The organism is Massilimicrobiota sp. mt181 (assembly GCF_055420065.1).
On record NZ_JBVAYN010000007.1, the window covers coordinates 1 to 23,270 of the forward strand.

The 23,270-nt window shown below is 28.2% G+C and carries 20 protein-coding genes and 1 CRISPR repeat array; of the genes, 16 read left to right on the forward strand and 4 right to left on the reverse strand.

Translation table 11 applies throughout. The features are described from left to right. Positions 1-455 precede the first annotated feature (455 nt). The 3 genes from pnuC (at position 456) to ACZYT4_RS05470 (ending at position 3,083) form a co-directional block, all read left to right on the forward strand. On the forward strand, positions 456-1,685 hold the full coding sequence (gene pnuC / locus ACZYT4_RS05460; RefSeq protein WP_463783265.1) for a nicotinamide riboside transporter PnuC: 1,230 nt from the start codon (positions 456-458) through the stop codon (positions 1,683-1,685). Positions 1,686-1,758: 73 nt separating this feature from the next. Continuing rightward, positions 1,759-2,316: an elongation factor P gene (efp, locus tag ACZYT4_RS05465; protein WP_087244004.1), complete on the forward strand. Its 558-nt coding sequence runs from the start codon at positions 1,759-1,761 to the stop codon at positions 2,314-2,316. A gap of 20 nt (positions 2,317-2,336) precedes the next feature. Continuing rightward, a complete protein-coding gene (locus ACZYT4_RS05470) occupies positions 2,337-3,083 on the forward strand; it encodes an SDR family NAD(P)-dependent oxidoreductase (RefSeq protein WP_463783269.1) in 747 nt (248 codons plus the stop codon). Here ACZYT4_RS05470 and ACZYT4_RS05475 read toward each other — a convergent pair. Then, on the reverse strand, positions 3,080-4,339 hold the full coding sequence (locus ACZYT4_RS05475) for a methionine gamma-lyase family protein (protein WP_463783271.1): 1,260 nt from the start codon (positions 4,337-4,339) through the stop codon (positions 3,080-3,082). The two genes, ACZYT4_RS05470 and ACZYT4_RS05475, sit on opposite strands and share 4 nt — an antisense overlap. Before the next feature lie 145 nt (positions 4,340-4,484). Further along, on the reverse strand, positions 4,485-5,228 hold the full coding sequence (locus ACZYT4_RS05480; RefSeq protein ID WP_463783273.1) for a Type 1 glutamine amidotransferase-like domain-containing protein: 744 nt from the start codon (positions 5,226-5,228) through the stop codon (positions 4,485-4,487). 105 nt (positions 5,229-5,333) lie between these two features. Between ACZYT4_RS05480 and ACZYT4_RS05485 the strand changes: the two genes are divergently transcribed. Both ACZYT4_RS05485 and ACZYT4_RS05490 read left to right on the forward strand, forming a co-directional pair. Beyond that, entirely contained in the window at positions 5,334-5,945 is a 612-nt protein-coding gene (locus ACZYT4_RS05485; protein ID WP_463783275.1) for a hypothetical protein, read from the forward strand. Positions 5,946-5,985: 40 nt separating this feature from the next. Beyond that, entirely contained in the window at positions 5,986-6,888 is a 903-nt protein-coding gene (locus tag ACZYT4_RS05490; RefSeq protein WP_463783278.1) for a restriction endonuclease, read from the forward strand. A 358-nt stretch (positions 6,889-7,246) separates the two neighbouring features. Here ACZYT4_RS05490 and ACZYT4_RS05495 read toward each other — a convergent pair whose 3' ends face one another. Next, positions 7,247-8,257, reverse strand: a complete 1,011-nt coding sequence (locus ACZYT4_RS05495) for an HAD domain-containing protein (RefSeq protein WP_289527867.1) — start codon at positions 8,255-8,257, stop codon at positions 7,247-7,249. A gap of 127 nt (positions 8,258-8,384) precedes the next feature. On the opposite strand from ACZYT4_RS05495, the gene ACZYT4_RS05500 reads away from it, so the two are divergent. The 6 genes from ACZYT4_RS05500 (at position 8,385) to ACZYT4_RS05525 (ending at position 12,153) form a co-directional block, all read left to right on the forward strand. After that, positions 8,385-9,359, forward strand: coding sequence for a hypothetical protein (locus ACZYT4_RS05500; protein ID WP_463783281.1), 975 nt, complete (start codon positions 8,385-8,387; stop codon positions 9,357-9,359). 3 nt (positions 9,360-9,362) lie between these two features. Beyond that, complete coding sequence (locus ACZYT4_RS05505; RefSeq protein ID WP_463783283.1) at positions 9,363-10,157, forward strand: hypothetical protein; 795 nt, start codon at positions 9,363-9,365, stop codon at positions 10,155-10,157. 11 nt (positions 10,158-10,168) lie between these two features. Beyond that, positions 10,169-10,534 carry a hypothetical protein gene (locus tag ACZYT4_RS05510; RefSeq protein ID WP_463783286.1) on the forward strand — a complete coding sequence of 122 codons (366 nt, stop codon included), beginning with the start codon at positions 10,169-10,171 and terminating at the stop codon, positions 10,532-10,534. A gap of 48 nt (positions 10,535-10,582) precedes the next feature. Continuing rightward, complete coding sequence (locus tag ACZYT4_RS05515; RefSeq protein ID WP_463783288.1) at positions 10,583-10,906, forward strand: hypothetical protein; 324 nt, start codon at positions 10,583-10,585, stop codon at positions 10,904-10,906. A gap of 6 nt (positions 10,907-10,912) precedes the next feature. Next, on the forward strand, positions 10,913-11,776 hold the full coding sequence (locus tag ACZYT4_RS05520; protein WP_463783289.1) for a hypothetical protein: 864 nt from the start codon (positions 10,913-10,915) through the stop codon (positions 11,774-11,776). A 98-nt stretch (positions 11,777-11,874) separates the two neighbouring features. Continuing rightward, on the forward strand, positions 11,875-12,153 hold the full coding sequence (locus tag ACZYT4_RS05525) for a cell division protein SepF (protein WP_463783291.1): 279 nt from the start codon (positions 11,875-11,877) through the stop codon (positions 12,151-12,153). On the opposite strand, the gene ACZYT4_RS05530 is transcribed toward ACZYT4_RS05525, so the two are convergent. Then, on the reverse strand, positions 12,135-12,548 hold the full coding sequence (locus ACZYT4_RS05530; RefSeq protein WP_463783294.1) for a hypothetical protein: 414 nt from the start codon (positions 12,546-12,548) through the stop codon (positions 12,135-12,137). The two genes, ACZYT4_RS05525 and ACZYT4_RS05530, sit on opposite strands and share 19 nt — an antisense overlap. Positions 12,549-12,793: 245 nt before the next feature. Here ACZYT4_RS05530 and cas9 point away from each other — a divergent pair, with 245 nt between their 5' ends. The 5 genes from cas9 (at position 12,794) to ACZYT4_RS05555 (ending at position 23,260) form a co-directional block, all read left to right on the forward strand. Beyond that, positions 12,794-16,108 (forward strand): type II CRISPR RNA-guided endonuclease Cas9, encoded by a 3,315-nt coding sequence (gene cas9 / locus ACZYT4_RS05535; protein WP_463783296.1) that lies wholly within the window; start codon positions 12,794-12,796, stop codon positions 16,106-16,108. 100 nt (positions 16,109-16,208) lie between these two features. Beyond that, on the forward strand, positions 16,209-17,102 hold the full coding sequence (gene cas1 / locus ACZYT4_RS05540) for a type II CRISPR-associated endonuclease Cas1 (protein ID WP_205091030.1): 894 nt from the start codon (positions 16,209-16,211) through the stop codon (positions 17,100-17,102). A 4-nt stretch (positions 17,103-17,106) separates the two neighbouring features. Further along, positions 17,107-17,415: a CRISPR-associated endonuclease Cas2 gene (gene cas2, locus ACZYT4_RS05545; protein ID WP_239480190.1), complete on the forward strand. Its 309-nt coding sequence runs from the start codon at positions 17,107-17,109 to the stop codon at positions 17,413-17,415. Positions 17,416-17,468: 53 nt separating this feature from the next. After that, positions 17,469-18,260 carry a hypothetical protein gene (locus tag ACZYT4_RS05550; protein WP_463783299.1) on the forward strand — a complete coding sequence of 264 codons (792 nt, stop codon included), beginning with the start codon at positions 17,469-17,471 and terminating at the stop codon, positions 18,258-18,260. Positions 18,261-18,307: 47 nt separating this feature from the next. Beyond that, positions 18,308-19,929: a CRISPR direct-repeat array (repeat unit 36 nt; unit sequence GTTTTGTTACCATATGGATTTTTGCTAGAATAAGAC). Between the two features lie 94 nt (positions 19,930-20,023). Beyond that, the gene (locus ACZYT4_RS05555) at positions 20,024-23,260 is read left to right on the forward strand and encodes a DEAD/DEAH box helicase (protein WP_463783302.1); all 3,237 of its coding nucleotides are present in this window, start codon (positions 20,024-20,026) and stop codon (positions 23,258-23,260) included. Positions 23,261-23,270: the final 10 nt, after the last annotated feature.

Here is a 23,270-nt window from a genome sequence, read left to right on the forward strand (position 1 = left end):
AATTTATTACATGAAAAATATAGCGATTTTTATACTGCTGATATAGACAGAAATATTATTATGTTTTCTGATAACTTAATTACTGAAATGGAAAAAAATGAAGAAAACGGAATTTTGATTTCAGAAGTTAAAATGAATTGTAGAGAATCATAATAAAATAACTGTGATCAGACTTATGTATATATAATGAATTGTTAAAAATGTGAAAATTAATGATATTAAAACATAGACACAACTTTAAATAAGAAATTATGGGTATATACTTCTGTATAGCTAGAGTGCTAAGGTTTTGTTTGAAATTTTTACAGAAAATAAATAACGTAAACTTTCTATAATATTTAATTTAAGGATTTGAATTTTTATAAATACTAAATAAATATGTATCTTATTCTTCTGAAATAGTTTATAATAGGAAAGCATGTTATAAATGCAAATGATAGGGGAGAAGGTTTGATATGATAAAGTTTTTTAAAGCCAATATGGAGCCTAGAAAAGGGTTACGTATAGCAGAAGTTATTATTTCTATTTTATTATGTGTTGCTTCTATTGTATCTATTGGATATGGTATGTTCCAGGTGAATGCCAATGTCAATGATGCAAAGTTTATCCAAAGTATAGAAATGACTAGGGATAGGGAACTAGAAGATTATAGTGAGGATAATACAGTTTGTGATGTTACATATATAAGTGGGGATAAACAATTAGTTGTTTCTTATTCATATGAAGATTACGTTCAATTAGAAGATGATAGTATTACAGCATATGAGTATGAAACAGATAATGGAACGAAGCTCTATTTTGATCATCAAAATATAACAGATCAGGAAATACAACATTCATATGGACAAGTCAAAGCCAATGAATTAACACCTGTATTTAACTTTGGAATTGCTTCGTTTATTTTGATGATATCTGTTTTGATTATGACATTATTTGCAAAACAGTTTACAACATATGAAAAATCATGGTTTTTATCAATCATGGTATTGGCTACAATTATTTCTGTTATTTTTCCAGAAGAAAGTGCAAATGGTGTTAATGGAATTATCATCATGTTGCTTTATTTACTAGATACATTCTTAAATATTCTTTGTGAGTTACTTATTTCTAAGCAATCAAGATACAATTTCCTTGTTTCTGTATTCGTAGAAATCGTAGAAATAGCAATGTGTGTTGTCTTAATGTATCGTTTTGCGACAATGGTCACAACATTATTGTTCTGGTTACCAATTGATATTATTAGTTATATTAACTGGTCAAGACATAAAGATGAAGAAGAAAATGAATTAACAGTTGTCAGAAAACTTAAAGGATACCAAGAAGTTTTAGTCATTGTAGGTATTATAGTTTGGACAATTGTCGTGGGATATTTTATTAGTGGTTTAGATATCTCAACAGATTTTTATAACAACCAATTATTAGAAACAGCCATTATATATATTGATGCCTGTGCATCAGCTGTAGGAATTGCGAATGGATTGTTTATTTTCTTTAGATTAAGGGAACAATGGATTGCATGGTATATTTGTGCATTCCTTGAAGCAGTTATTAATGTGATTTCTGGACAATATGTTTTATTAGTTCTGAAATTAGGTTACTTTACAAATACAACATATGGTTATATCAAGTGGAGTAAGTATATTCAGTCACATTCACAAGAAAAACAGGCACAAATATCTGCATGAGACTTGTAGAGTGGCTATAAAATTGATAAAATAAGCGTGAAAGAAAATCTTAAAAATATAAGGAGTGGAAAATATGGCTATATCAGCAGGAGATTTTAGAACAGGATTAACTTTAATCGTTGATGGTGATCCTTGTCAGGTTTTAGATTTTCAACATGTCAAACCTGGAAAAGGTGCAGCTATCTTGAAAACAAAAATGAGAAACTTAAAAACAAATGCAATTCAAGAAAGAAACTTTAATGCAAATACAAAATTTGATCAAGCTAATATTTCAAGAAAAACAGCACAATATTCATATAAGGATGGATCAACATTCTATTTCATGGATATGGAAACATATGAAACATATGAATTAGCTAATGATCAAGTTGGAGATACTCAATATTATATTATTGAAGGTTCAGAAGTTTCATTAATGTTCTTTGAAGGTGATTTATTATCAGTATCTGTACCAGAAAAAGTAGAATTAACAGTTGTAGAAACTGATCCAGCTATTAAAGGAGCACCATCTAATCAAACAAAAGATGCTGTGACTGATACAGGATTATCATTACGTGTTCCTCAGTTCATTGAACCAGGAGAAAAAATTGTTGTTTTTACAGCAGATGGTAAGTATGCAGGAAGAGCTTAATTAAGCTCTTTTTTTAAAAGATGAATAAAGTTGTATTAATTACAGGTGGAGCACAAGGTATTGGAAAAGCCATTGCTTTAGAACTGGGAAAACAAGGTTATGATATTGTGATTAATTATCTCACATCCAAAAAGGAAGCTCATGCATTAAAAGATATGATTATAGACAATTATGGTGTACGATGCATGGCTATTCAATGTGATGTGTCTAAAGAAGATGAAGTTGATCAAATGATATCTTCTATTGAATTAGAACTAGGTGGTGTTGATATTTTAATTAATAATGCTGCTGTTGATTTATCTAATCTTTTTCATTTGAAAAATGCTGAAGAATTTAGAAAGACTTTAGATGTCAATGTTGTAGGTGTATTTAATTGCAGTAAACGTGTTTATCGACATATGTTAGATCAGGAATATGGCAGAATTATTAATATTTCTTCAACTAATGGTATCAATACTTATTATCCTATGTGCATAGATTATGATGCTTCTAAAGCAGCATTAATTTCCATGACACATAATCTTGCTTTTGAGTTTGCTCCATATGTCAATGTCAATTGTATTGCTCCAGGTTTTATAGGAACAGAAAATGAGTTGGACGGATATGATGAAGAGTTTTTAAAAGAAGAAGTTGAAAAAATTATGGTCAATCGATATGGTGATCCTCAAGAAGTGGCTTATTTAGTGAAATTCTTAATAAGCGATGAAGCTAATTTTATCAATAATACTGTCATACGTATTGATGGTGGACAAAAGGGAAGTTGTTAATCCAACTTCCCTTTCATATTTGATAATGCCAGTAAAATAGACAATTTTCCATATTCGAATGTTAATCCACCTTGTATGTAAAGTGTATAAGGTTCAATAACAGGGGCATCAGCACTTAATTCAATGGTACTTCCTTGTGTAAAGCTACCTGCTGCCATGACTTCATCAAAAGGATAACCAGGCATAGGGGCAGGTAAAACTGTTACAAATGAGTCAATAGGACTTGTTTGTTGTATTCCTTGTGTAAAGTTCACTAAATTATCTTTTGTTTTTAATTCTAAAGTTTGAATAATATCTGTACGAGGTTCATCATAACGCGGAGATATGTTTGAATATCCAAGTTTTTCTAACATGTAAGCAGAAAACACAGCTGTTTTTAAAGCGTTTTTGACAGCATTAGGAGCCATAAATAATCCTTTAAAGAAAGTATTGTTTAAGTTGAAATTAGCACCTAAGTCTTTTCCAATACCAGGAGCAGTTAAACGCTCAGCGACCATTTGGATATATTTAGATTGACCAGCAACATAACCTCCAGTTGGTGCAATTCCTCCACCAAGATTTTTCATTAAAGATCCTACAACCACATCAGCTCCAACATGACCAGGTTCTTTGTCTTCTACTAACTCACCATAACAATTGTCTACCATAATAATGACATCTTTATTAACTTCACGAATTTTAGAAATAATACGTTCAATCTTTGCAATAGAAAGAGATTGACGATGTGAATATCCTCTAGATCTTTGAATTTCAACAAGTTTGACATTATTCTGTTTTAATCTCTCTACAATTTTCTCATTATCAAAATCATCATTGAGTAATTCAATCTGTTCATATTTGACACCATTAGCCTTTAATGATTGTGTAGAATTTCCACTCAAACCAATCATTTCTTGTAAAGAATCATAAGGAGCTCCAGATAAAGAAATCATTGTATCGCCATGTTTTAATAAAGCAGAAAGTGTTAAATATAATGCATTTGTTCCACTCATAATCTGAGGGCGAACTAAAGCATCTTCACAACCAAGAACAGTCGCAAAGATTTTTTCTAATTTATCTCTTCCTTCATCGTAATTTCCATATCCATTAATATCTGCAAAATCAGAATAAGAAACTCTATTTTCTATAAATGCTGATAAAATACGATTAGAGTTTGTTAAAGCTATTTCATCTATTCTTTTATAAATATCACTTAAGATACTATCTGATTCTTTTGCCATTTCCAGTATATCTGGATGAATTTGTTCTAATATCATGTCTATAATCCTCCCATAAAATGTCCATTGTCTATTATACACGAATATTGATAGTTTGTATTAAAATCAATTAAAATATTTCAATCACTTTAAATATATAATTATTGTATTTTTATAAAAATAAAGTTATAACACGATAATCATGCTATAACTCTATTTCATCTATGCGTTTTGTTTCATCTTCATGACATATAAGTTGAATATGTCCATCAACAATGAGATAACTTTCACCATATATTGTTTCGTGTTTATCAATGAGTAAATAACTACCATCAACTAATACAATGAATGGATGATGAATGCTATCTTTATAAGTGATGTCTTCATATAGTCTTAATCCATCCAAGTATCTATCTTTGACCATCTGATAATGAGGAATGATGTTGAAATGAGTAAGCCCTAGACCTTGAATCCATCTTTGAAAATGAGAATCTATAGCTTCACCATCTTCTTCAGGTTGACAATAAACAATATCAGCACAATTCATGCTGCCAGCACTGATACCTATCACAATGCCTTGAAAATCTTTGATTTTTTCTCTTAGTTGAATGTCTTGAATGAATTGATTTTGTGTAGGAACATGACCACCACCTAAGATAATGACATCATATTGTTGAAGATCATCTCTTGTAAAGTCACTATATCTTCTATCAATCAAATCAAAACATTGCAAAGATAAACCTTCTTTTAAAAAGACTTCTCTAGAGAAATCACACATGTCATCATTTTGTTTATAAGCATCTGGACTTGCTGCAATCATGCAACAACGACTATTGTTTTTCCAATATTTTTTTAATTCATCAACAAAATGATTTTTCTTATCTAAACCATCAACTTGTCTACTACCATCTAATGGACCAGTAGGACTACTCGTTAAAAAAATGACCATATTTTTCACCTCATGTTTATTTTATCACAAAAATAATCGAAACAAGATAAATAGATAAGGAAAATCTGTTATAATAATCATAGAAAGAAAAGGGAGTTGAGCAATATGCATTTAAGTGATGAAGAAAAAAGGGCAATGTTAAGACAAATGCAAGATGGTTTTATCAGATATCATCAAAGAGAAGAATATATGAAAAATATATCTATTGATGATTTATTAAAAGAAATCAATCAATTAGGTTTTCAGTATACTGAACAAGACATATTGGATAAGTATCAAGAATATATGAGTGTAACAGATACTGATGATTATTTTTTTAAAAAAGATCAGATGAGTTGGGAAGCTGTTGATGATCAAGCACAAATACTAAATTCTGATGCTTTGCTTCAACTTATATGTAAAATAGTAAAAAAACATTATGATATAGAAAAAATATGCGACCCATGGTTTATTATGGAGAGAATCGATGTGCTAGATGACGTTCCCAAAAATGAAGCACAAGAAAAAATATTAGGAATTATTGAATCTATAGTAGAATATGGGAAACTACGACATATCAATAGTGTTGAAGAAATTATGGAAGATTATGATATGAATGCGATTTTAAAAGATCAGATTCGTCGATGTCATCAAAGAGATGCTCACTTTAAGCAAGTGATCAAAAGTTATTATGATACATTTATAGATGCTGATCATAGTATTTATAAAATAAAGTAGAAATGTTATATATTTTGTAAAGAAGTAAAGGAGATAACAAATGATACCACAATATAATGAAATGTATAATGAAGTGTTACAAGTATTAAATAAACATCATCAGTTAAGAGTACGTGATATGGTAGATGAAGTATCTGATGTATTACATTTAACTGAGGATGAAAGAAATCAAAAGATGGAAAATAGTCATAAAACAGTGATTTATCATCGTTTGGGATGGACAAAAACATATTTAACAAAAGCAGGATTGATTCGTTCTGTAGAAAGAGGTGTTTATCAAATTACACCTCAAGGGGAAAATATACTATCTTCTCATATTCATGTTGATGATGATTATTTAATGCAATATGAAGAAGTTAGACAGTTTGTAAATCGTCATAATGAACAACCTGAAAATCAAACGAAATCAAAAGAGTCTACGCCTTTAGAAAATATTGATCAATCTATTAAGATGATATCATCACGTGTCAGTGATGAATTGTTGGATATGATTATATCTAAAGATCCGGCTTTCTTTGAAAAACTTGTTTTAGATTTGTTAGATAAAATGGGTTATGCTTATGATAAAGAATCTATTATTTCAACTGATTATAGTGGTGATGAAGGTATAGATGGAATTATCAATGAAGATCAGTTTGGATTTAATAGTATTTATATTCAAGCTAAGAAATGGAATAGAAGTAGTGTGGGAAGACCAGAAATTCAGAAGTTTTTAGGCGCTGTAGCTGGTCAAGGTGGTACAAAGGGATTATTTATTACAACATCTACTTTTACAAGAGAAGCCATTGATTATGCAAAAAAACAATTACAAGTTAAACTCATTTTAGTTGATGGTAAAATGTTAACGGATTTAATGATGAAATATAATTTAGGTGTGAGTGTTGTGCAGACTTATGAAATCAAACAATTAGATTTGGATTATTTTGATAGTGAACTTGTTTAATGTTGATATTTATAAATGATATATAGTGACAATCTCTCAATAAACCGAGATTGTTTTTTTATTGTCTATCTAAAATTAACATTGATATTTTTATAAGAAAGACGATTGTAAACAGAATAATCAAATAATTTAAATTTTATAATAACTCTTATTGAAAAAATAAAATATAGCTTTATAATGGCAATGTCATGGATGACGTCTTATTGTAGCCTTATAGGCTAGTGCTGCTCCATGATATAAGTTCCCTTATTGTTTTATGGTAGGCTTTTAGCTGAATCCATGTTTCAACAATAATAGGGAACTTTTATTGTATATGTATGCAACTGAAGTGATATATGCATGACAATCTAGAATCTTTTTAAATGAACGAAAATAATCTTGTTAAGTTTATACCATTATCTTGTTTATATAATTCTATGGAGTGAAAAGTTTCTTTGATTTGAGATATGAACTTTTGAATATTAAAATGATGAAAACGTTGGTTTATGTAATAAAAATGACAGCGTTGATGATGATATTCATAATCACAAGTGACATAACCAATTCTTTGATTTTTTAATAAATGATATTGTTCACTCATAAGACCATCACAATCTTTCATTGAACTGAAAAATTCACATAATAAAGCTTCTCTGTATTGATCAGGACAATGAATATAAAATAAACATATTTTATTGTCTTCATATTGATGAACTTTATAGAAAACTTGACCTAAACATTCTTGAGAAGGATAAGATATCATTTCAAATGTTTTGATATGATCTTTTTCTTTTGTTGAAAAAGAAAATGGGTTTTGAAATATAAATTGACAGTAATCAAAATCAGATTGTTGAAAATATTGACTTGTTAAACAACAATATGAACCAAATTCTCGTAATAAGTCATAATCATCATCGATGATGATAAAGTAATCAATAAAATGTTTAGATAGATAATGATGAATACATCTTTTTTTATCATTATCTTCATTAATAATATCAATAATGAAATTATCTAAATCATAAAGTTTAAATAAAGCAATTATTTGTTTCGTTGTATTATATCTGCCCCATGTAGAATGCAACACAATATGACTACCTGTTTCTTCTATCAATTCTTTAAGATAGCCTAATGCTATATATGACCAGTCATAATACGCAGCTGCTAAATCATATTTATCAAATGTCAAATATATATCATCGCTATATTTATTGGCTAGATAATATTGTAACGCCTCCATATCATGATCAAATCTTCTTTCATAAGAGGGTGGCTGTATAACCCCATCAATATCTAAAAAGATAATATTTTTGTCTAAATGATTTTTAATTCTGATATCTTTTTCATAGGTCTTTATAGATTTGTTAATAAATTGTCTTGATTTATGCATGTGTAATCTCCTTTTTGTATTTGCTATAAGCAATTATAACACATAATTTTTATTAGGAAAATAACAAGTGATACTGTTTAGAAAAATATTATGATATAATAATGAAGAATCAAGAAAGGAATAGAGAATGAAGGTTAAAGAATTAAGAGATTTATTAAAAGACAAAGATAAGAAATTAATCACTGATGCTTTTGTAGAAGTCTATAAAGCTTTACCAAAATCAAAAAAAGAAGAATTAGATGATGCAATTAAAAGTATTGTAAGTGGCGAAGGAAAGAAAAAAGCAACAAAACATGAAGACATTTCATTAGCAGATTTATTTGTTGAGATTCAGGATTTTTTACAAGATGCTTATCATGGGTATTATATTGCTCCTAACCGCATTGTTCCTAAAAAAGAAAGACCTAAGTGGCGCTTTAAAGTCAAAAGATACTTAAAAATTTTATTAGATGTTCCATCAGATCATCCTTATTTTTCACAAGTTGTCATATTGATTCGTGAAATTTATAAGATGTTAAGCTATGGTTGTGGTGTGTATATTTTTACAAGTGATGATCCTTTTGCATCTATAGGTATGGAACAAGAAAAATTATATGGGGAATATGTTGTTCGTCAGCTTCAACTGAATATTGATGAAGCATCAATTATTGAGATGGTTAATGGAGCAACACATTGTTATTTGAGTCGTGAATGTTTACATGTTATGTTATTTGGTGTTTTAGATCATTATATTCAAAAACAGCAATATCGAGATATGGTTTTCAATTATTGTCAAAGATTTATGACATCACAAAGAAACTTTATAGCAACGTTAAAGCGTCATGATGATCGTTTGTATGAAGCTAAAGAATTGCTTACCAATATGAATCAACTGGCTTTTATATTTCATAATGATACTTTTGAGAAAGCATTACAGTATTATTTTCAAAATGAAATTATAAAAAATCCAGAAATCAGTCTATATACGTTATTGATGGTGATAGACATTTTCTATTCCTACAAAGAATGGATTGAAGCTTATGAATATGGAGTTGAAATCAAACATATTCAGCCACGACAAAAACTTATGGATAAATATGAAAGATATAAAAATGAGGTGTAAATAATGTCAGAAAGAAAATATATAAGAAGTGCAACAATGGAAGTGATTACTAATCAAATAAAAGATCATTTAGTTGAAAAAACAACAGAGTTATATCAACAGATGTTAGATCAAGGAATGGGTGAAGAAAGATCTATTGAATTATTAGCGTTTTATTTAGAAATGTATATTAAAGATAATATACAAACTGATGATTTCAGTAATGAAAAATGGGAAGCATTTTTAGACGAAATCAACCCAATTTTTCATGTGCCTGGGGAATATGAATTTGATGTACAGGAAGAACGTCGTAACTTAAGACATATTCAAAAACAATATGGAAAACTGAAATCTGATATAGGAGCATTAGAAGAAGAACTTTATAGTTTAGAAGCTCATTTTCTTGCGATACATACGCTTTATAAAATTGATAGTCGTGAAACGAAGAAGATTATACATATTGTGCTTAATCGTTTATTAGATTTTAAAAATCATTATACAAGTGATTATACAGACTATGCCCATGAAGATCTTTTATGTCTGGCAGATGGTCTAGAACAAATGTGCAATCCTTATGTGAATCCACAACTCTATGATTATTTATCAAAGTTTGTTGATTTAAAGGATGAATCACAGTTTGATTATATCTTTAAAAATGTTTTTCTATGTTTAACAAGAATATTAGTAAGTATTGATACATTTGATAAAGAATTTGGTGTTAATGGATATTTCCGTTTTATTAGTCAGTTTTTGGATGTAAGGGTATGTATTGAAAATGGACCGGATTTCTTCTTTAACGATAAAACTTTAGAAAAATAGGAAGTTGATTTATGGAATATAAAGATTATATGAATCAGATTCAACACAGATTAAATACAATGAGTGAAGAAGAAAAGAATCAATGGATTTATCAATATGCGAGAGTTCAATCACAAAATAGACGAGAAGATATTTTGAATAGTTTAAATTTTCTTTATCCTGTTACGAAAACTTTTCATCAAATTGAATTTTATGATTTTATCGAAGGTGTAAAAGAAGGGAGTTTACGAATACCTGCTTATGAAGAAGAAACCTTTGATTATGGATATGATAGAGATTTTGAAACTTACTATTCTAAAAATTGTGAGTTGTTAAATCGATTAAATGATTATATTGATGATGCTTTTCAATATGTTAACTGCTGTCAATACAAATAGGCTTTTGATATCTTTCAAAATATTCAAAGTCTAGATTATGAATATATCATGGATTATGGAGATATTTATGAATTATCATTTCAAGAATTATTTGAAAATGATTTGGTAGATATCAGTATTCAAAAATATTCTCTTTATTATCTCTATACAGCTTTTCAATTGCATTTTGATATACCTCAAATGTATTCATATTTCAACCATAGCAAGGTTAAATACGTTCTCAGTGATTTGGTGGCTTTTGGTCCAGAAGAAATCATGCTTAGTGAGGATGAGTATAAACAATGGATAGCATTTCTAGAAAAACAGCCTGGTGTATATGCAGCTAAATTATTAAAAGACATATGTCTTCTTTATAAAAATGTTCATCAATGAACAAAAATGATTTTAAAAATAGGTGCACAGCATCCTTCATTATATCTTGATATAATTGAAAATGATTTATTCAACCATCAATTGGAAGATGTTAGAATAGTAGCATCACAAGCTTTTGAACAGTTGGATGAAAAGTTAGTCATACGTTCAAAAATAGCTGAAATACTTATTCCTTATTTTCCGGATGATCAAAAATTATATGAAATAGCATTTTTATCAAATCCTCAAGTAAAATCCTGTTTAGAATTATATAAATTGAATTGTGATGTGTCTTCTATAAAAAATACATTTTTCAATATAGGTTATGCTCGATATAGTGATACGAATGACATTGAACAGAAAACAGCAACTCTCACATCTGTTCAAAAGCAGGTTTTGCTCTTTTTATTAGGAGATTACAAAGAAGTCATCAATAAATGTCAAGAAAATCAGAATTATTTAGGATGGACATTAAGTTTAAAAGGGAACATGATACCACTACTTCTTATGTATTTAAAACCAGAAAATATACATTATGTGGCTGATGATGTTATTATGAGAGATTTAAGTCAAATGTTGATGGTTGATGAAAAAGAGTTTAACCAATTATTTCTTTTTTGGAAAGATAAATATATAATAGATGCTGACTTTAAGAAAAAATGCATACAGTGGTTAGAAAATGAAATGGATAATAGAGCTGAAGCTATTGTGGGCGGAACTCATCGTCACAGTTATTATAAAGTGGCTAAACAATTGGTTGTACTGGCAGAAATTTTATACGTAAATAAGAAGATAATAAGTATAGATAACTTTATTAATAACTATATAAAAAAATATTCACGCAAATCTGCTTTTAAAGCTGAAATGTTAAAATATTCTAAACAAAGATAATACAGAAATGCTATTATCTTTTTTTGTATTATTTTCGCTTTTTAAGTGAACTTATTTCTTGAGTTATATATACAATGGTGAATAAAGGAGGTGTTTTTATGGATCAAATTAAAGAATGGTTATTTAAAGATAATGAAGAATTCAATGAAATATCAGTTCATTATTATCAACTACAAAAAACAACCGAATTAAAAGGAGTTGCTAATGATTTAAAAAATGATAGTATTGTCTTATGTCATATAGATGATTCCATTTTAACAAGAGTATTAGATTTTGTAGATGGAATTATCTATATAAAAAATATTCAAAAAATACAAATTAATCAGAATATATACATGTTTTTACCACAATATATTCATTATAAATCCATTTCATAAAGAATTTCATTTACTGTAAATAAATCATAAATTTTATGTTCAATACAATAGATAATGACAATATGGAATCTGTTATTTAAAGAAAATGCATAATGAGCACTACTTAATAGGAGTTCAAAATCACCCATATTGAGTTCTAAAGCCAACCCTAATGCAACAACAGTTTTAAAAGAGGGATGATAATTTGGATTTCTAATTTTTGAAAAGAGTTTTGCTTGTATATGAGCTTTTTTATAAATGAAAGAGTCTTTTTTATGAGGATATTTTTGTTCAATAAAATGATAAAGTAATTCTGTGAATGAGTAGAATGCAAATGGATTTTCATTGATGAACTCTTTATCATTTTTTAGTCTTTTTTCAAATGTCTGTATATCTTGAATTGTTTTTTTAATCATGAAATATCTGGGTAAAGCTCTTTCATGGTTTTCAAAGTATTTAATAATTGCATATTTCTCACCATACAATATTTTATATGATTATTACTTAAAATAGATACATAAATAAGTATCTATTAAACAAATGAATTAATATAATAATATATGTGGGAAAAACTATCAAGATATGCAAATTGAAATAAAAGTTAAAATATTGTTGTTTTTCTTGTATAATATATTTATAAAACAAAAAGGATGGGAAAAAGATGGGAAGATTAGTTTTAGGACTGGATATTGGTATTACTTCTGTAGGATATGGAGTTATCGATATTGATAATAATCAATTTGTTGATTATGGTGTAAGATTATTCAAGGAAGGAACGGCTGCTTCTAATGAAGAAAGACGTACAAAAAGAGGAGCTAGACGCTTAAAAAGAAGAAAAACAAATCGATTAGATGATATGAGAAAGCTGCTTAAGCAAAACGGATTATTGAGTGAAAAATATGTTTCATTTCAAAACCCATATGAGGTAAGAATGAAAGGTTTAACTCAAAAACTTACCAATGATGAATTATGCTGTGCTATTTTACATATTACCAAAAGTCGAGGAACTGTTTTAGAAATTAGTGCTGATGCATCAAAAGATGAAGAAACTACTAAGACAGTACTTTCTAAAAATGCGACTTTATTAAAAGAACATTTTGTTTGTGAAATACAGCTGGAAAGATTGGAAAAAGAAGGTAGAATAAGAGGCATTGATAATAATTTTCAGACAAAAGATTATCTTCATGAATTATCTACAATTCTCGATCATCAGGATTTAGAAGATGACCTGAAACAACAAATTCTTCAAATTGTCGCAAGAAGACGTCGATATGATCAAGGGCCAGGTAGTGAGAAATCTCCTACACCGTATGGTAGTTATCGTATTGTTGATGATGAACTCGTACATGTTAACCTTATCGACATGATGCGTGGAAGATGTAGTGTATATCCAAATGAATTTAGAGCACCAAAACAATCATATACTGCTGAATTATTTAACTTATTAAATGATTTAAATAATCTAACAATCAACAATGAAAAAATAAGTTTAGATGATAAAGAACAAGTCATTCAATTTGTCAATGAAAAAGGCAATATAACAGTCAAACAATTATGCAAATTATTAAATGTAACAGAAGATGAAATAAAGGGCTTTAGAATCGATAAAAATGAAAAAACAATCCTTACAGAATTTAAAGGCTATAAAAAAGTTTTATCAATATTTAAAAATCATCATTTGGAAAATATTATAGAGGATAAAACGATTGTTGATGAAATTATGGATATCAATACGAAAACAAAAGGAATAGATGAAAGAAAAGAATCTATTCAGCAAATGTATCCATCTTTGCCAGAAGAAGTTACTAATGATTTAGCAAATATGAAAGGCGTTTCTGGATATCATTCATTGTCTTTGAAAATCATGAGAGAGTTGAATGTTGAAATGATGAAAACTGAATTCAATCAAATACAGTTATTGCATCAATTAGAGCTTCATGATAAAAACAGAAAATCTTTAAAAGGAATGAAAAAGATTTATCCTGATGATGAAGCTATATTATCTCCAGTTGCTAAAAGAGCACATCGTGAAACTTTTAAAGTGATCAATAAATTAAGGGAAAAATATGGAGAATTTGATAGTATTGTCATTGAAACGACACGCGATAAAAATAGTGATGAACGAAGAAAAAGATTAAATGAAAGTCAAAAGTTTAATGAAAATATCAATAAGCAAGTAAACGAATTACTCAATCAAAATGGATTTGAAAGTGATCATATTAATTCTTTGACAAAATTAAAAGTAAGACTTTATTTAGAACAAGATGGAAAAACTGCTTATACACAAAAGGATATTAACTTAAATCTTTTGATCAATGATCCACATGCTTATGAAGTTGATCATATTATTCCAATTTCTATCTCACTTGACGATTCTTATTCAAATAAAGTTTTAGTCAGTCATATAGAAAACCAGGAAAAGTCTAACATGACACCTATTCAAACATTTTTAAAAGGTAAATTTACTGGTGGTTCATTAGAACAGTTTCGATCATATGTGAGAAATAACAAGAATATGAAATCTAAGAAGAAAGGATATTTATTATCTGAAAAAGATATTACTAAATTTGATAATATTCAAGAATTTATTAATCGAAATCTTGTCGATACGAGTTATGCATGTCGAACAGTTATGAATACATTGCAACATTATTTTAAAGATAATGAAATTTCTACTAAAGTGCATACAATTAAAGGACAAGCAACGAATACATTTAGAAAGAAGATTCATTTAGAAAAAGAAAGAGATAATGATTATTATCATCATGCTATTGATGCATTGATTGTTGCATCATTAAAAAAATTGAACCTAGTCAATAGTTATCTTATGAAATATGATTTTGATAAATTATATGATGAAAAAACAGGAGAGTTATTTGAAATTCCAGAAGAGAAAAAATATCTTGATCCTGAATATATTTCATTTGTTTCAACTTTGAAAAATATTTATGAAGAATCATATAAGCATAATTTAGGGCTAATGAAAAAAGAAGATATGCATTATCCATTAATTAAAATATCTCATAAGATTGATACAAAACCTAATCGTCAAATATCAGATGAAACAATTTATAGTACACGTAATGTTGATGGGACAGAAATGTTAGTGGAAAGAATTAAAAACATTTATGATCCAAAAGAAAAAGCTGCAATAGCTTTAGTGAATAACATTATTAATAATGACACAGATAAATATATTATGGCTCACAAAGACCCTCAAACTTTTGAAAAGATAAAAGAAGTTGTCATAAGTCATTTCAATACTTATAAAGATTCAAAAGAATATTATACTATCAATAAAGGTAAGTATGAATTGAAATCTATTAGCCCATTAACAACTTATTATGAAGAATTTGGACCAATCACAAAATATTCAAAAAAGAATAATGGTCCAGCTATTCGCTCTATGAAGTTCTACTCAGAAAAACTAGGAAATCATATTTCTATTACTAATCATTACAAAACACATAACAAGAAAGTTATTATGAAACAGATTAGTCCTTATAGAACAGATTTTTATGTTTCATCACAAGGAAAATATAAATTTGTAACAGTTAGATATAAAGATGTCTTTTATAAAGCATCTATCAACAAATATGTTATTGATGAAATGTGGTATCACAATGAAAAGATGAGAAAAGGTATTGAAGATGATTGGAAGTTTGTATGTTCTATGCACCGTGATGAATTGATAGGTATTGTTAAAAAAGAAGGATCTAAGTATATTTATGACGCTGCTATTGAAAAAGGTGGTGTAACACACTATCACGATGGTATTCATTATGAAATATTGAAATTCACAGCTACTAATGATGATAACAAAGGAACATTTGAAGTGAAACCAATTGCTTGTTATTGTAAAAAACAATTAATGCCAACAGTTGGAACATGTATTAAAATAGCCAAATTTGCTACAGATGTATTAGGAAATATGTATGAAATTAAAGAAAATGTATTGAAATTAGAGTTTGAATAGTGTATTATATATATGGTTATATTCTAGCAAAAATTTATATGACCTAACAAAACAAGGGTTTATCCCGGAATCGGCTCTGTATAGAGCCTTTTTTTGTACCATGAGTCATAGAATCATATATATTGAAAATTGTGAATATTTGAGATTATATTTAGATAATTTAAAGGTAGAATATAAAGATAATGATCTATTTATACCTATCTCAGATATTCAAATATTAGTAATAGATAATTATAGGTCGAATTTAAGCGTTCCATTAATTAATAAGCTGATGGAAGCAAATGTATGTACAATTATTTGTGGAATTGATCATTTGCCAACAAGTTATATATTACCTATTAATGGTCATTTTTCACAAAGTGGTAATATTAATAAACAAATCAATTGGTCAGATGAAAATAAGAAAAATGTTCATCAAAAGATTGTTAAAGCAAAAATATTTAATCAGATAGAAATCTTGAAAAAGAATAATAAAGATTTTGAAGTCATTACTAAACTTTATCAATTTTTAAGTGAAGTAGAGCCTGGAGATATAACGAATAGAGAAGGTTTATCTGCAAAAATGTATTTTAGAGAAATGTTTGGCGATAATTTTGTTCGTTTTAATGATGATATTGTCAATATAGGATTAAATTATGGATATAGTATTTTTAGATCATTGATATCTTCAATCATTGTTGCTAAGGGCTATTTACCTAATTTAGGTATTTTTCATAAAGGTAAACAAAATATGTTTAATTTAAGTGATGATATTATTGAGGTTTTCAGACCGATTGTTGATGATTATGTATTGAATAATATGATGGAAGATATATTGTTTAAGCAAGAACATCGTGAAGCTTTGATTCAACTCACAAATAAAAAAGTGAAAATAGATAATAGAAAACAAACTATCCCTAATGCAATATATATTTATATTGAAAGTATTTTAAAAGAATTGGAAAATAATGAAAGATCTTTTGTTTTTCCTTTACCTGCTTGTTATGATTTATGAGTTTATGAGATTGATATTATTTTTTGATTTACCCATGACGACAAAACAAGAGGTTAGAACATATACTCATTTTAGAAAGTATTTAATTAAAAATGGATATATGATGATGCAGTTTTCGGTATACTGTAAAATATTTCCTAATCGAGAAGCAACTGTGAAACATGTAGAAATCTTAAGAAAAAATGTTCCTAAGAAAGGACAGATTAGATTACTAATGGTAACAGAGAAACAATACTCGAAAATAGAAATCATTGTCGGTGGAGTGTCTAATCAAGAAAGAATTATAAATGCTGATTCATTTATAAAATTATGAAAAAGATAACTATTAAAAAGGGAAGCAGACAATTTTCATTTCATATCAATCATATGAAGTATTGCATAGGATTAAATCATCAAAGTAAATACGAATTAAAGAAGATTATTTTTGAATATTTTCATAATACTAAAATAACAGAATATTCAGAAAATAATACAGGTAAAGCTTTAATAAGTATTAATGATCATGAAATAAGCAAAAAAGATTGTTTATTCTATTATGTGCATCATCAATATTCATTACAAGATGATTTGAAATTATCAACAAAATCACTGATATCAAAATATTTAGAAGTACTTTTATCACAAAGTGATTATATTGATACAATACAATCAATCAACATATTATTAGAATCATTTGCATTAGAATTAGATTCACAAGTCATTACAAGTCAATTTATCACTCAAACACCGAAATCATTGTTAAAACTGTTAATTCCCCTTTATATGATAAATGATGAACAAGCAAATGAATTTGATTTATCATATGATAATATTATTATTTTACAATTACAAATGATAAAATACATTTCAAATGATATGACTAAGTCTGTCTTTTGTTTAATTGAAATACCAGAGCTAACACAATCTATATATGAATATATACATTTATTAGATCAATGTATTGTGATTGTTATTTTAACATCGAGTACTGTATTGATAGAATTAAAAGATGTATATTATATGTCAAATATCAATATTGATTGTGATAATGATGAACAAATTTATGAAATCTTTGTATCTAAAGGCATTTGTACTTTAAAGGAGGCTAAAGAAAAGATGAATAATATTATAAAAAACAAGTATTATAAAGACCTACTATCTATTACAAATGATTTATAAAATTCATGGTTTATAATTAATCAAATATATGATAATATGTATTTGAGGTTTTGTTACCATATGGATTTTTGCTAGAATAAGACTGCTAATTCAGGATATAACAACTTAATTCCGTTTTGTTACCATATGGATTTTTGCTAGAATAAGACGTAGCCATGATGGCTCACGAGTGTACTATGGTTTTGTTACCATATGGATTTTTGCTAGAATAAGACCAAAATACTCCTACTAACATTAATACAATCGTTTTGTTACCATATGGATTTTTGCTAGAATAAGACTCCATGACATGGCACTAAATAATCAGTTTAGTTTTGTTACCATATGGATTTTTGCTAGAATAAGACAGGCATGTTGGTTTGTTTGAAAGGTAATAGGTTTTGTTACCATATGGATTTTTGCTAGAATAAGACTCTTCTTTCCTTTATTTCCTATGAACGCTCCGTTTTGTTACCATATGGATTTTTGCTAGAATAAGACCATAGAAATAAATATTATACAGTCGGGAACGTTTTGTTACCATATGGATTTTTGCTAGAATAAGACCCAGATAAGCATGTTGTTAAAGTATTCAATAGTTTTGTTACCATATGGATTTTTGCTAGAATAAGACTTGCAGGGGGGTATGACACAGGAATTACTGGTTTTGTTACCATATGGATTTTTGCTAGAATAAGACGAGCATTTCAAAACTGTATGCTCTCCCATGGTTTTGTTACCATATGGATTTTTGCTAGAATAAGACAAATACTCAACATTTCCATCATCAATATGTGTTTTGTTACCATATGGATTTTTGCTAGAATAAGACATTCAATAGAAAGGTGTATACATCAGCATAGTTTTGTTACCATATGGATTTTTGCTAGAATAAGACCTGGTGGATATATCAATTACTATTGGCATTGTTTTGTTACCATATGGATTTTTGCTAGAATAAGACAAGAGAAAGGTGTCACTCAGCCCCTATACGGTTTTGTTACCATATGGATTTTTGCTAGAATAAGACATAAGTTTTTAAATAATTTATCAAACGATTGTTTTGTTACCATATGGATTTTTGCTAGAATAAGACCAATTCGAGAAGCACCATCTTCATATCTTTGTTTTGTTACCATATGGATTTTTGCTAGAATAAGACCTAAAAAAGCAACGGAGCATGATTATTGGAGTTTTGTTACCATATGGATTTTTGCTAGAATAAGACTATGCATCAGAAAGTTGGTTCAATGGTAAGGTTTTGTTACCATATGGATTTTTGCTAGAATAAGACAGTTTTGAATACCCATCCATTCCTTGAGCTGTTTTGTTACCATATGGATTTTTGCTAGAATAAGACATTGGCGATTTACTGTGTTACTATCTTCTTGTTTTGTTACCATATGGATTTTTGCTAGAATAAGACATATACATACTCTTTTTGACTTTTTCATATGTTTTGTTACCATATGGATTTTTGCTAGAATAAGACTTCAAACACTAGGGAACCCTATCTCATTCCGTTTTGTTACCATATGGATTTTTACTAGAATAAGACTAAACAAAATCAATAAGAACTTCATCTCCAGTTTTGTTACCATATGGATTTTTGCTAGAATAAGACAAAAAGAGTGCAACAACTTCTCTTGATTACGTTTTGTTACCATATGGATTTTTGCTAGGAGAGATTAAAAAAATGAAAATTCATTTTCTATTAAACCGTTAAAAAAACGGTTTTTTTGTCGTTGAATATGCTATAATGCAAAAGTAAGGAGAGTTCATACATGAAAACTGAGTTTAATTTATTAACATTATTTTCTAATCGCAATAATATATCTATCGCAAGAAGTTATGATCGTTATGATAATGTTTTAAGCATTGATATGAAACAAGAAGATACTTTGTATTATGTTCAAGCTATGGTGAAAGTCAGGGGAGAAGAATTTCTCTGTTCTTTTACATTTGATAACGAATATCATTTACACGAATATCAGTGTGAGTGTACCTGGTGTACAGATGATAGCCCATGTGCTCATATTGGAGCTGTATTGTTGAAACTAAACCAATTAGAAATTTCTTCTTTTCCATATCATTATATCAATACTGAATTTGAAGAAGAAAAAAAGCGTCAGGAAAGACGTCATCAACAACAACTTCAACGTGCTTTGGCTATACGTGCTTTGGAAACGAATGATTTGATTAAACAGAATAAAGAATATTATCATAATCAAGTGAGCTCATCCATTTCACATGAAAAATATAATTTAACAGCTATCTTGAATGAAGATGATGATGTCTTATATCTTGATTATAAGATTGGTAATGCTAAAAAATATATTATTAAAGATGTTGATGAATTTTTAGAACATATAGAAAATAAAGATCAAGTGAAGTATGGTAAATATTTACAGTTTGTACATACACGTGAATCTTTTACAGATGAAGCTTTAAAACAGATTGCATTTCTTGAACGTGCTAAAATTGCAATGAATAAAGTTAATCCTGAAAATTATTTCTTTAGTTTTCGTAGTTCTTTAAATTTTGGTAGATATGTCTATATTCGTAGTGAATTTCTTGATGATTTTTATGATGTCTATAAAGAATTAGGGTTAGTCCACTGTCTTTTTAAAGATATTGACTATACGATAAAAGCTAGTTTAGTTAAAGAACAAGAATATTATGTACTTAAAATTATTGATGAAAATCAATTTTATTTTGGAAAACAGTATATTTATTTTATATCTACTTTTAAACAATTGACAAAGATTCAACGTATTCAAATGGATTTAAATGAAAAATCGTTTGATATTTTACTCGATTTATTTGAAAATCCAATGTTTATTAAAGAAGAAGACCTTCATGATTTTTATAAATATATATGGGCACCCATGCAAAATTATTTTGATTTAACATGTGATTTTGAACTTGGACAGTCACCGTATACATTCATTAAAATATATGGTGATATCAATGAAAATGAACAGATTTATTTTAAAATTTACTATGAAGATGAAAATCAGAATCATATTCATGCATTTCAAAACGACACAATTACAACAATTGATCAGGATATCGTTGAAACATATTTACGTCAACAATGTCATCAAATTGACGAGAAAAATGGGTGCGTTTATTTTGATAGTTATGATGAAAAAACATATGAATTTATGCATGATGGGATTGAATTTCTCCAACAATATAGTGAAATATATATTTCTGAAGCATTAAAGAAGATGGGAAGACCAGTTCATTATCAGATTCAGGTAGGGGTTAAAGTTGATCATGATCTTTTATCTTTAAATATGGAAAGTGCTCAAATTCCGCAAATGGAAATTGCTGAAGTTTTGTCAAAATATCGTCGTAAAAAGAAATTTCATCGTTTGAAAAATGGAGAATTATTATATCTTGAATCACCTGATCTGGAGGAATTATCAAATTTGATGGATGAATATCATATTCATGCCAATGATATTCAAAATGGAAGTCTAAGTTTAAATAAAAATCGTGTGTTTGCGTTGGATAATGATGTAACAGAATTGCAACATATACAAATCGAAAGAGATGCGTCCTTTCAAAAACTCATTCAACAATTTCATCAACATACACAACATCTTTATCCCTTAACATCCTACTACAATCAGCTATTGAGAGATTATCAAAAAGAAGGTTATCAGTGGTTACGAACACTTTATGAACTAGGATTTAACGGAATATTGGCTGATGATATGGGACTTGGTAAAACGTTACAGGTCATTGCTTTATTGGATCAATTAGAAACAAATAAACCAAGCTTAGTTGTTTGTCCTTCTTCGTTAATTTATAACTGGGAAGATGAAGTGCATAAATTTTCAAAAAGCTTACCTGTGACATGCATTGTATCAGATGCGAAAACAAGAGAAATGATGATACATAATATTCATGACAAACATCTTTATGTGACTTCTTATGATTATATGCGTCGTGATGTAGAGTTATATGATTCTATAGAATTTGAATATGTGATTTTGGATGAATCACAATATATTAAAAATCAAAAAACAAAGAATGCCATTTCTGTCAAGCAGCTTCATGCTTTACATAAACTGGCATTATCTGGAACTCCCATTGAAAATTCATTGGCTGAATTATGGTCAGTTTTTGATTTTCTAATGCCTCAATATTTATATAACTATCATTATTTTCAAAAAACATTTGAAACAGATATTGTGAAAAATCAAAATCAAAAGAAAATTCAACAACTTCAAAAAATGGTTTCACCATTTATTTTAAGAAGAAACAAAAAAGATGTCTTATTAGAATTACCTGATAAGATAGAAAAAACACAATTGATTCCTTTTACACAACAAGAAAGTGAATTGTATTTTGCTAATCTCGCTCAAATTAATACACAACTTCAAGAATTGTTTCAAATGGAAAAGATTGATAAAATTGCTATTTTAGCGATGTTGACAAAATTAAGACAAATCTGCTGTGAACCTAGAATGATCTACGAAAATATAAATCAAAGTTCATCTAAGATGAAAGCTTGTATGGATTTGATTTGTAACTATAAAGCTAACCATCAACAAGTCTTATTATTTTCATCTTTTACAAAAGTCTTTGATTTGATGGAAGAAGAATTAAAGTTAAATGGAATTCGCTATTTTATTTTAACAGGTGAAACTTCAAAAGAAACAAGACGTGAATTTGTGCAGTGTTTTCAGGAAGGTGAAGCTGATGTCTTTTTGATTTCTCTAAAAGCAGGAGGAACTGGACTTAATCTAACAAAGGCACAGGCTGTTATCCACTATGATCCATGGTGGAACATTTCTGCTCAAAATCAGGCGACTGACCGAGCTTATCGTATTGGACAGCATAACAATGTTATGGTTCATCAATTGATTATGAAAGAGAGTATTGAAGAAAAAATTCAAGTTTTACAGGCTAAGAAGAAAGAATTAGCAGACATGTTTGTAGAAAACAGTGAAGGAAATATTTCTTCATTATCAGCAGAAGATTTGAAAGAGTTGTTTGCTATGTAGGAGGGGTGTT

Coding starts and splice junctions, on each gene's coding strand:
- pnuC (WP_463783265.1), top strand. CDS start 456: ATGATAAAGTTTTTTAAAGCCAATATGGAGCCTAGAAAAGGGTTACGT.
- efp (WP_087244004.1), top strand. CDS start 1,759: ATGGCTATATCAGCAGGAGATTTTAGAACAGGATTAACTTTAATCGTT.
- ACZYT4_RS05470 (WP_463783269.1), top strand. CDS start 2,337: ATGAATAAAGTTGTATTAATTACAGGTGGAGCACAAGGTATTGGAAAA.
- ACZYT4_RS05475 (WP_463783271.1), bottom strand. CDS start 4,339: ATGATATTAGAACAAATTCATCCAGATATACTGGAAATGGCAAAAGAA.
- ACZYT4_RS05480 (WP_463783273.1), bottom strand. CDS start 5,228: ATGGTCATTTTTTTAACGAGTAGTCCTACTGGTCCATTAGATGGTAGT.
- ACZYT4_RS05485 (WP_463783275.1), top strand. CDS start 5,334: ATGCATTTAAGTGATGAAGAAAAAAGGGCAATGTTAAGACAAATGCAA.
- ACZYT4_RS05490 (WP_463783278.1), top strand. CDS start 5,986: ATGATACCACAATATAATGAAATGTATAATGAAGTGTTACAAGTATTA.
- ACZYT4_RS05495 (WP_289527867.1), bottom strand. CDS start 8,257: ATGCATAAATCAAGACAATTTATTAACAAATCTATAAAGACCTATGAA.
- ACZYT4_RS05500 (WP_463783281.1), top strand. CDS start 8,385: ATGAAGGTTAAAGAATTAAGAGATTTATTAAAAGACAAAGATAAGAAA.
- ACZYT4_RS05505 (WP_463783283.1), top strand. CDS start 9,363: ATGTCAGAAAGAAAATATATAAGAAGTGCAACAATGGAAGTGATTACT.
- ACZYT4_RS05510 (WP_463783286.1), top strand. CDS start 10,169: ATGGAATATAAAGATTATATGAATCAGATTCAACACAGATTAAATACA.
- ACZYT4_RS05515 (WP_463783288.1), top strand. CDS start 10,583: ATGGATTATGGAGATATTTATGAATTATCATTTCAAGAATTATTTGAA.
- ACZYT4_RS05520 (WP_463783289.1), top strand. CDS start 10,913: ATGATTTTAAAAATAGGTGCACAGCATCCTTCATTATATCTTGATATA.
- ACZYT4_RS05525 (WP_463783291.1), top strand. CDS start 11,875: ATGGATCAAATTAAAGAATGGTTATTTAAAGATAATGAAGAATTCAAT.
- ACZYT4_RS05530 (WP_463783294.1), bottom strand. CDS start 12,548: ATGATTAAAAAAACAATTCAAGATATACAGACATTTGAAAAAAGACTA.
- cas9 (WP_463783296.1), top strand. CDS start 12,794: ATGGGAAGATTAGTTTTAGGACTGGATATTGGTATTACTTCTGTAGGA.
- cas1 (WP_205091030.1), top strand. CDS start 16,209: ATGAGTCATAGAATCATATATATTGAAAATTGTGAATATTTGAGATTA.
- cas2 (WP_239480190.1), top strand. CDS start 17,107: ATGAGATTGATATTATTTTTTGATTTACCCATGACGACAAAACAAGAG.
- ACZYT4_RS05550 (WP_463783299.1), top strand. CDS start 17,469: ATGAAGTATTGCATAGGATTAAATCATCAAAGTAAATACGAATTAAAG.
- ACZYT4_RS05555 (WP_463783302.1), top strand. CDS start 20,024: ATGAAAACTGAGTTTAATTTATTAACATTATTTTCTAATCGCAATAAT.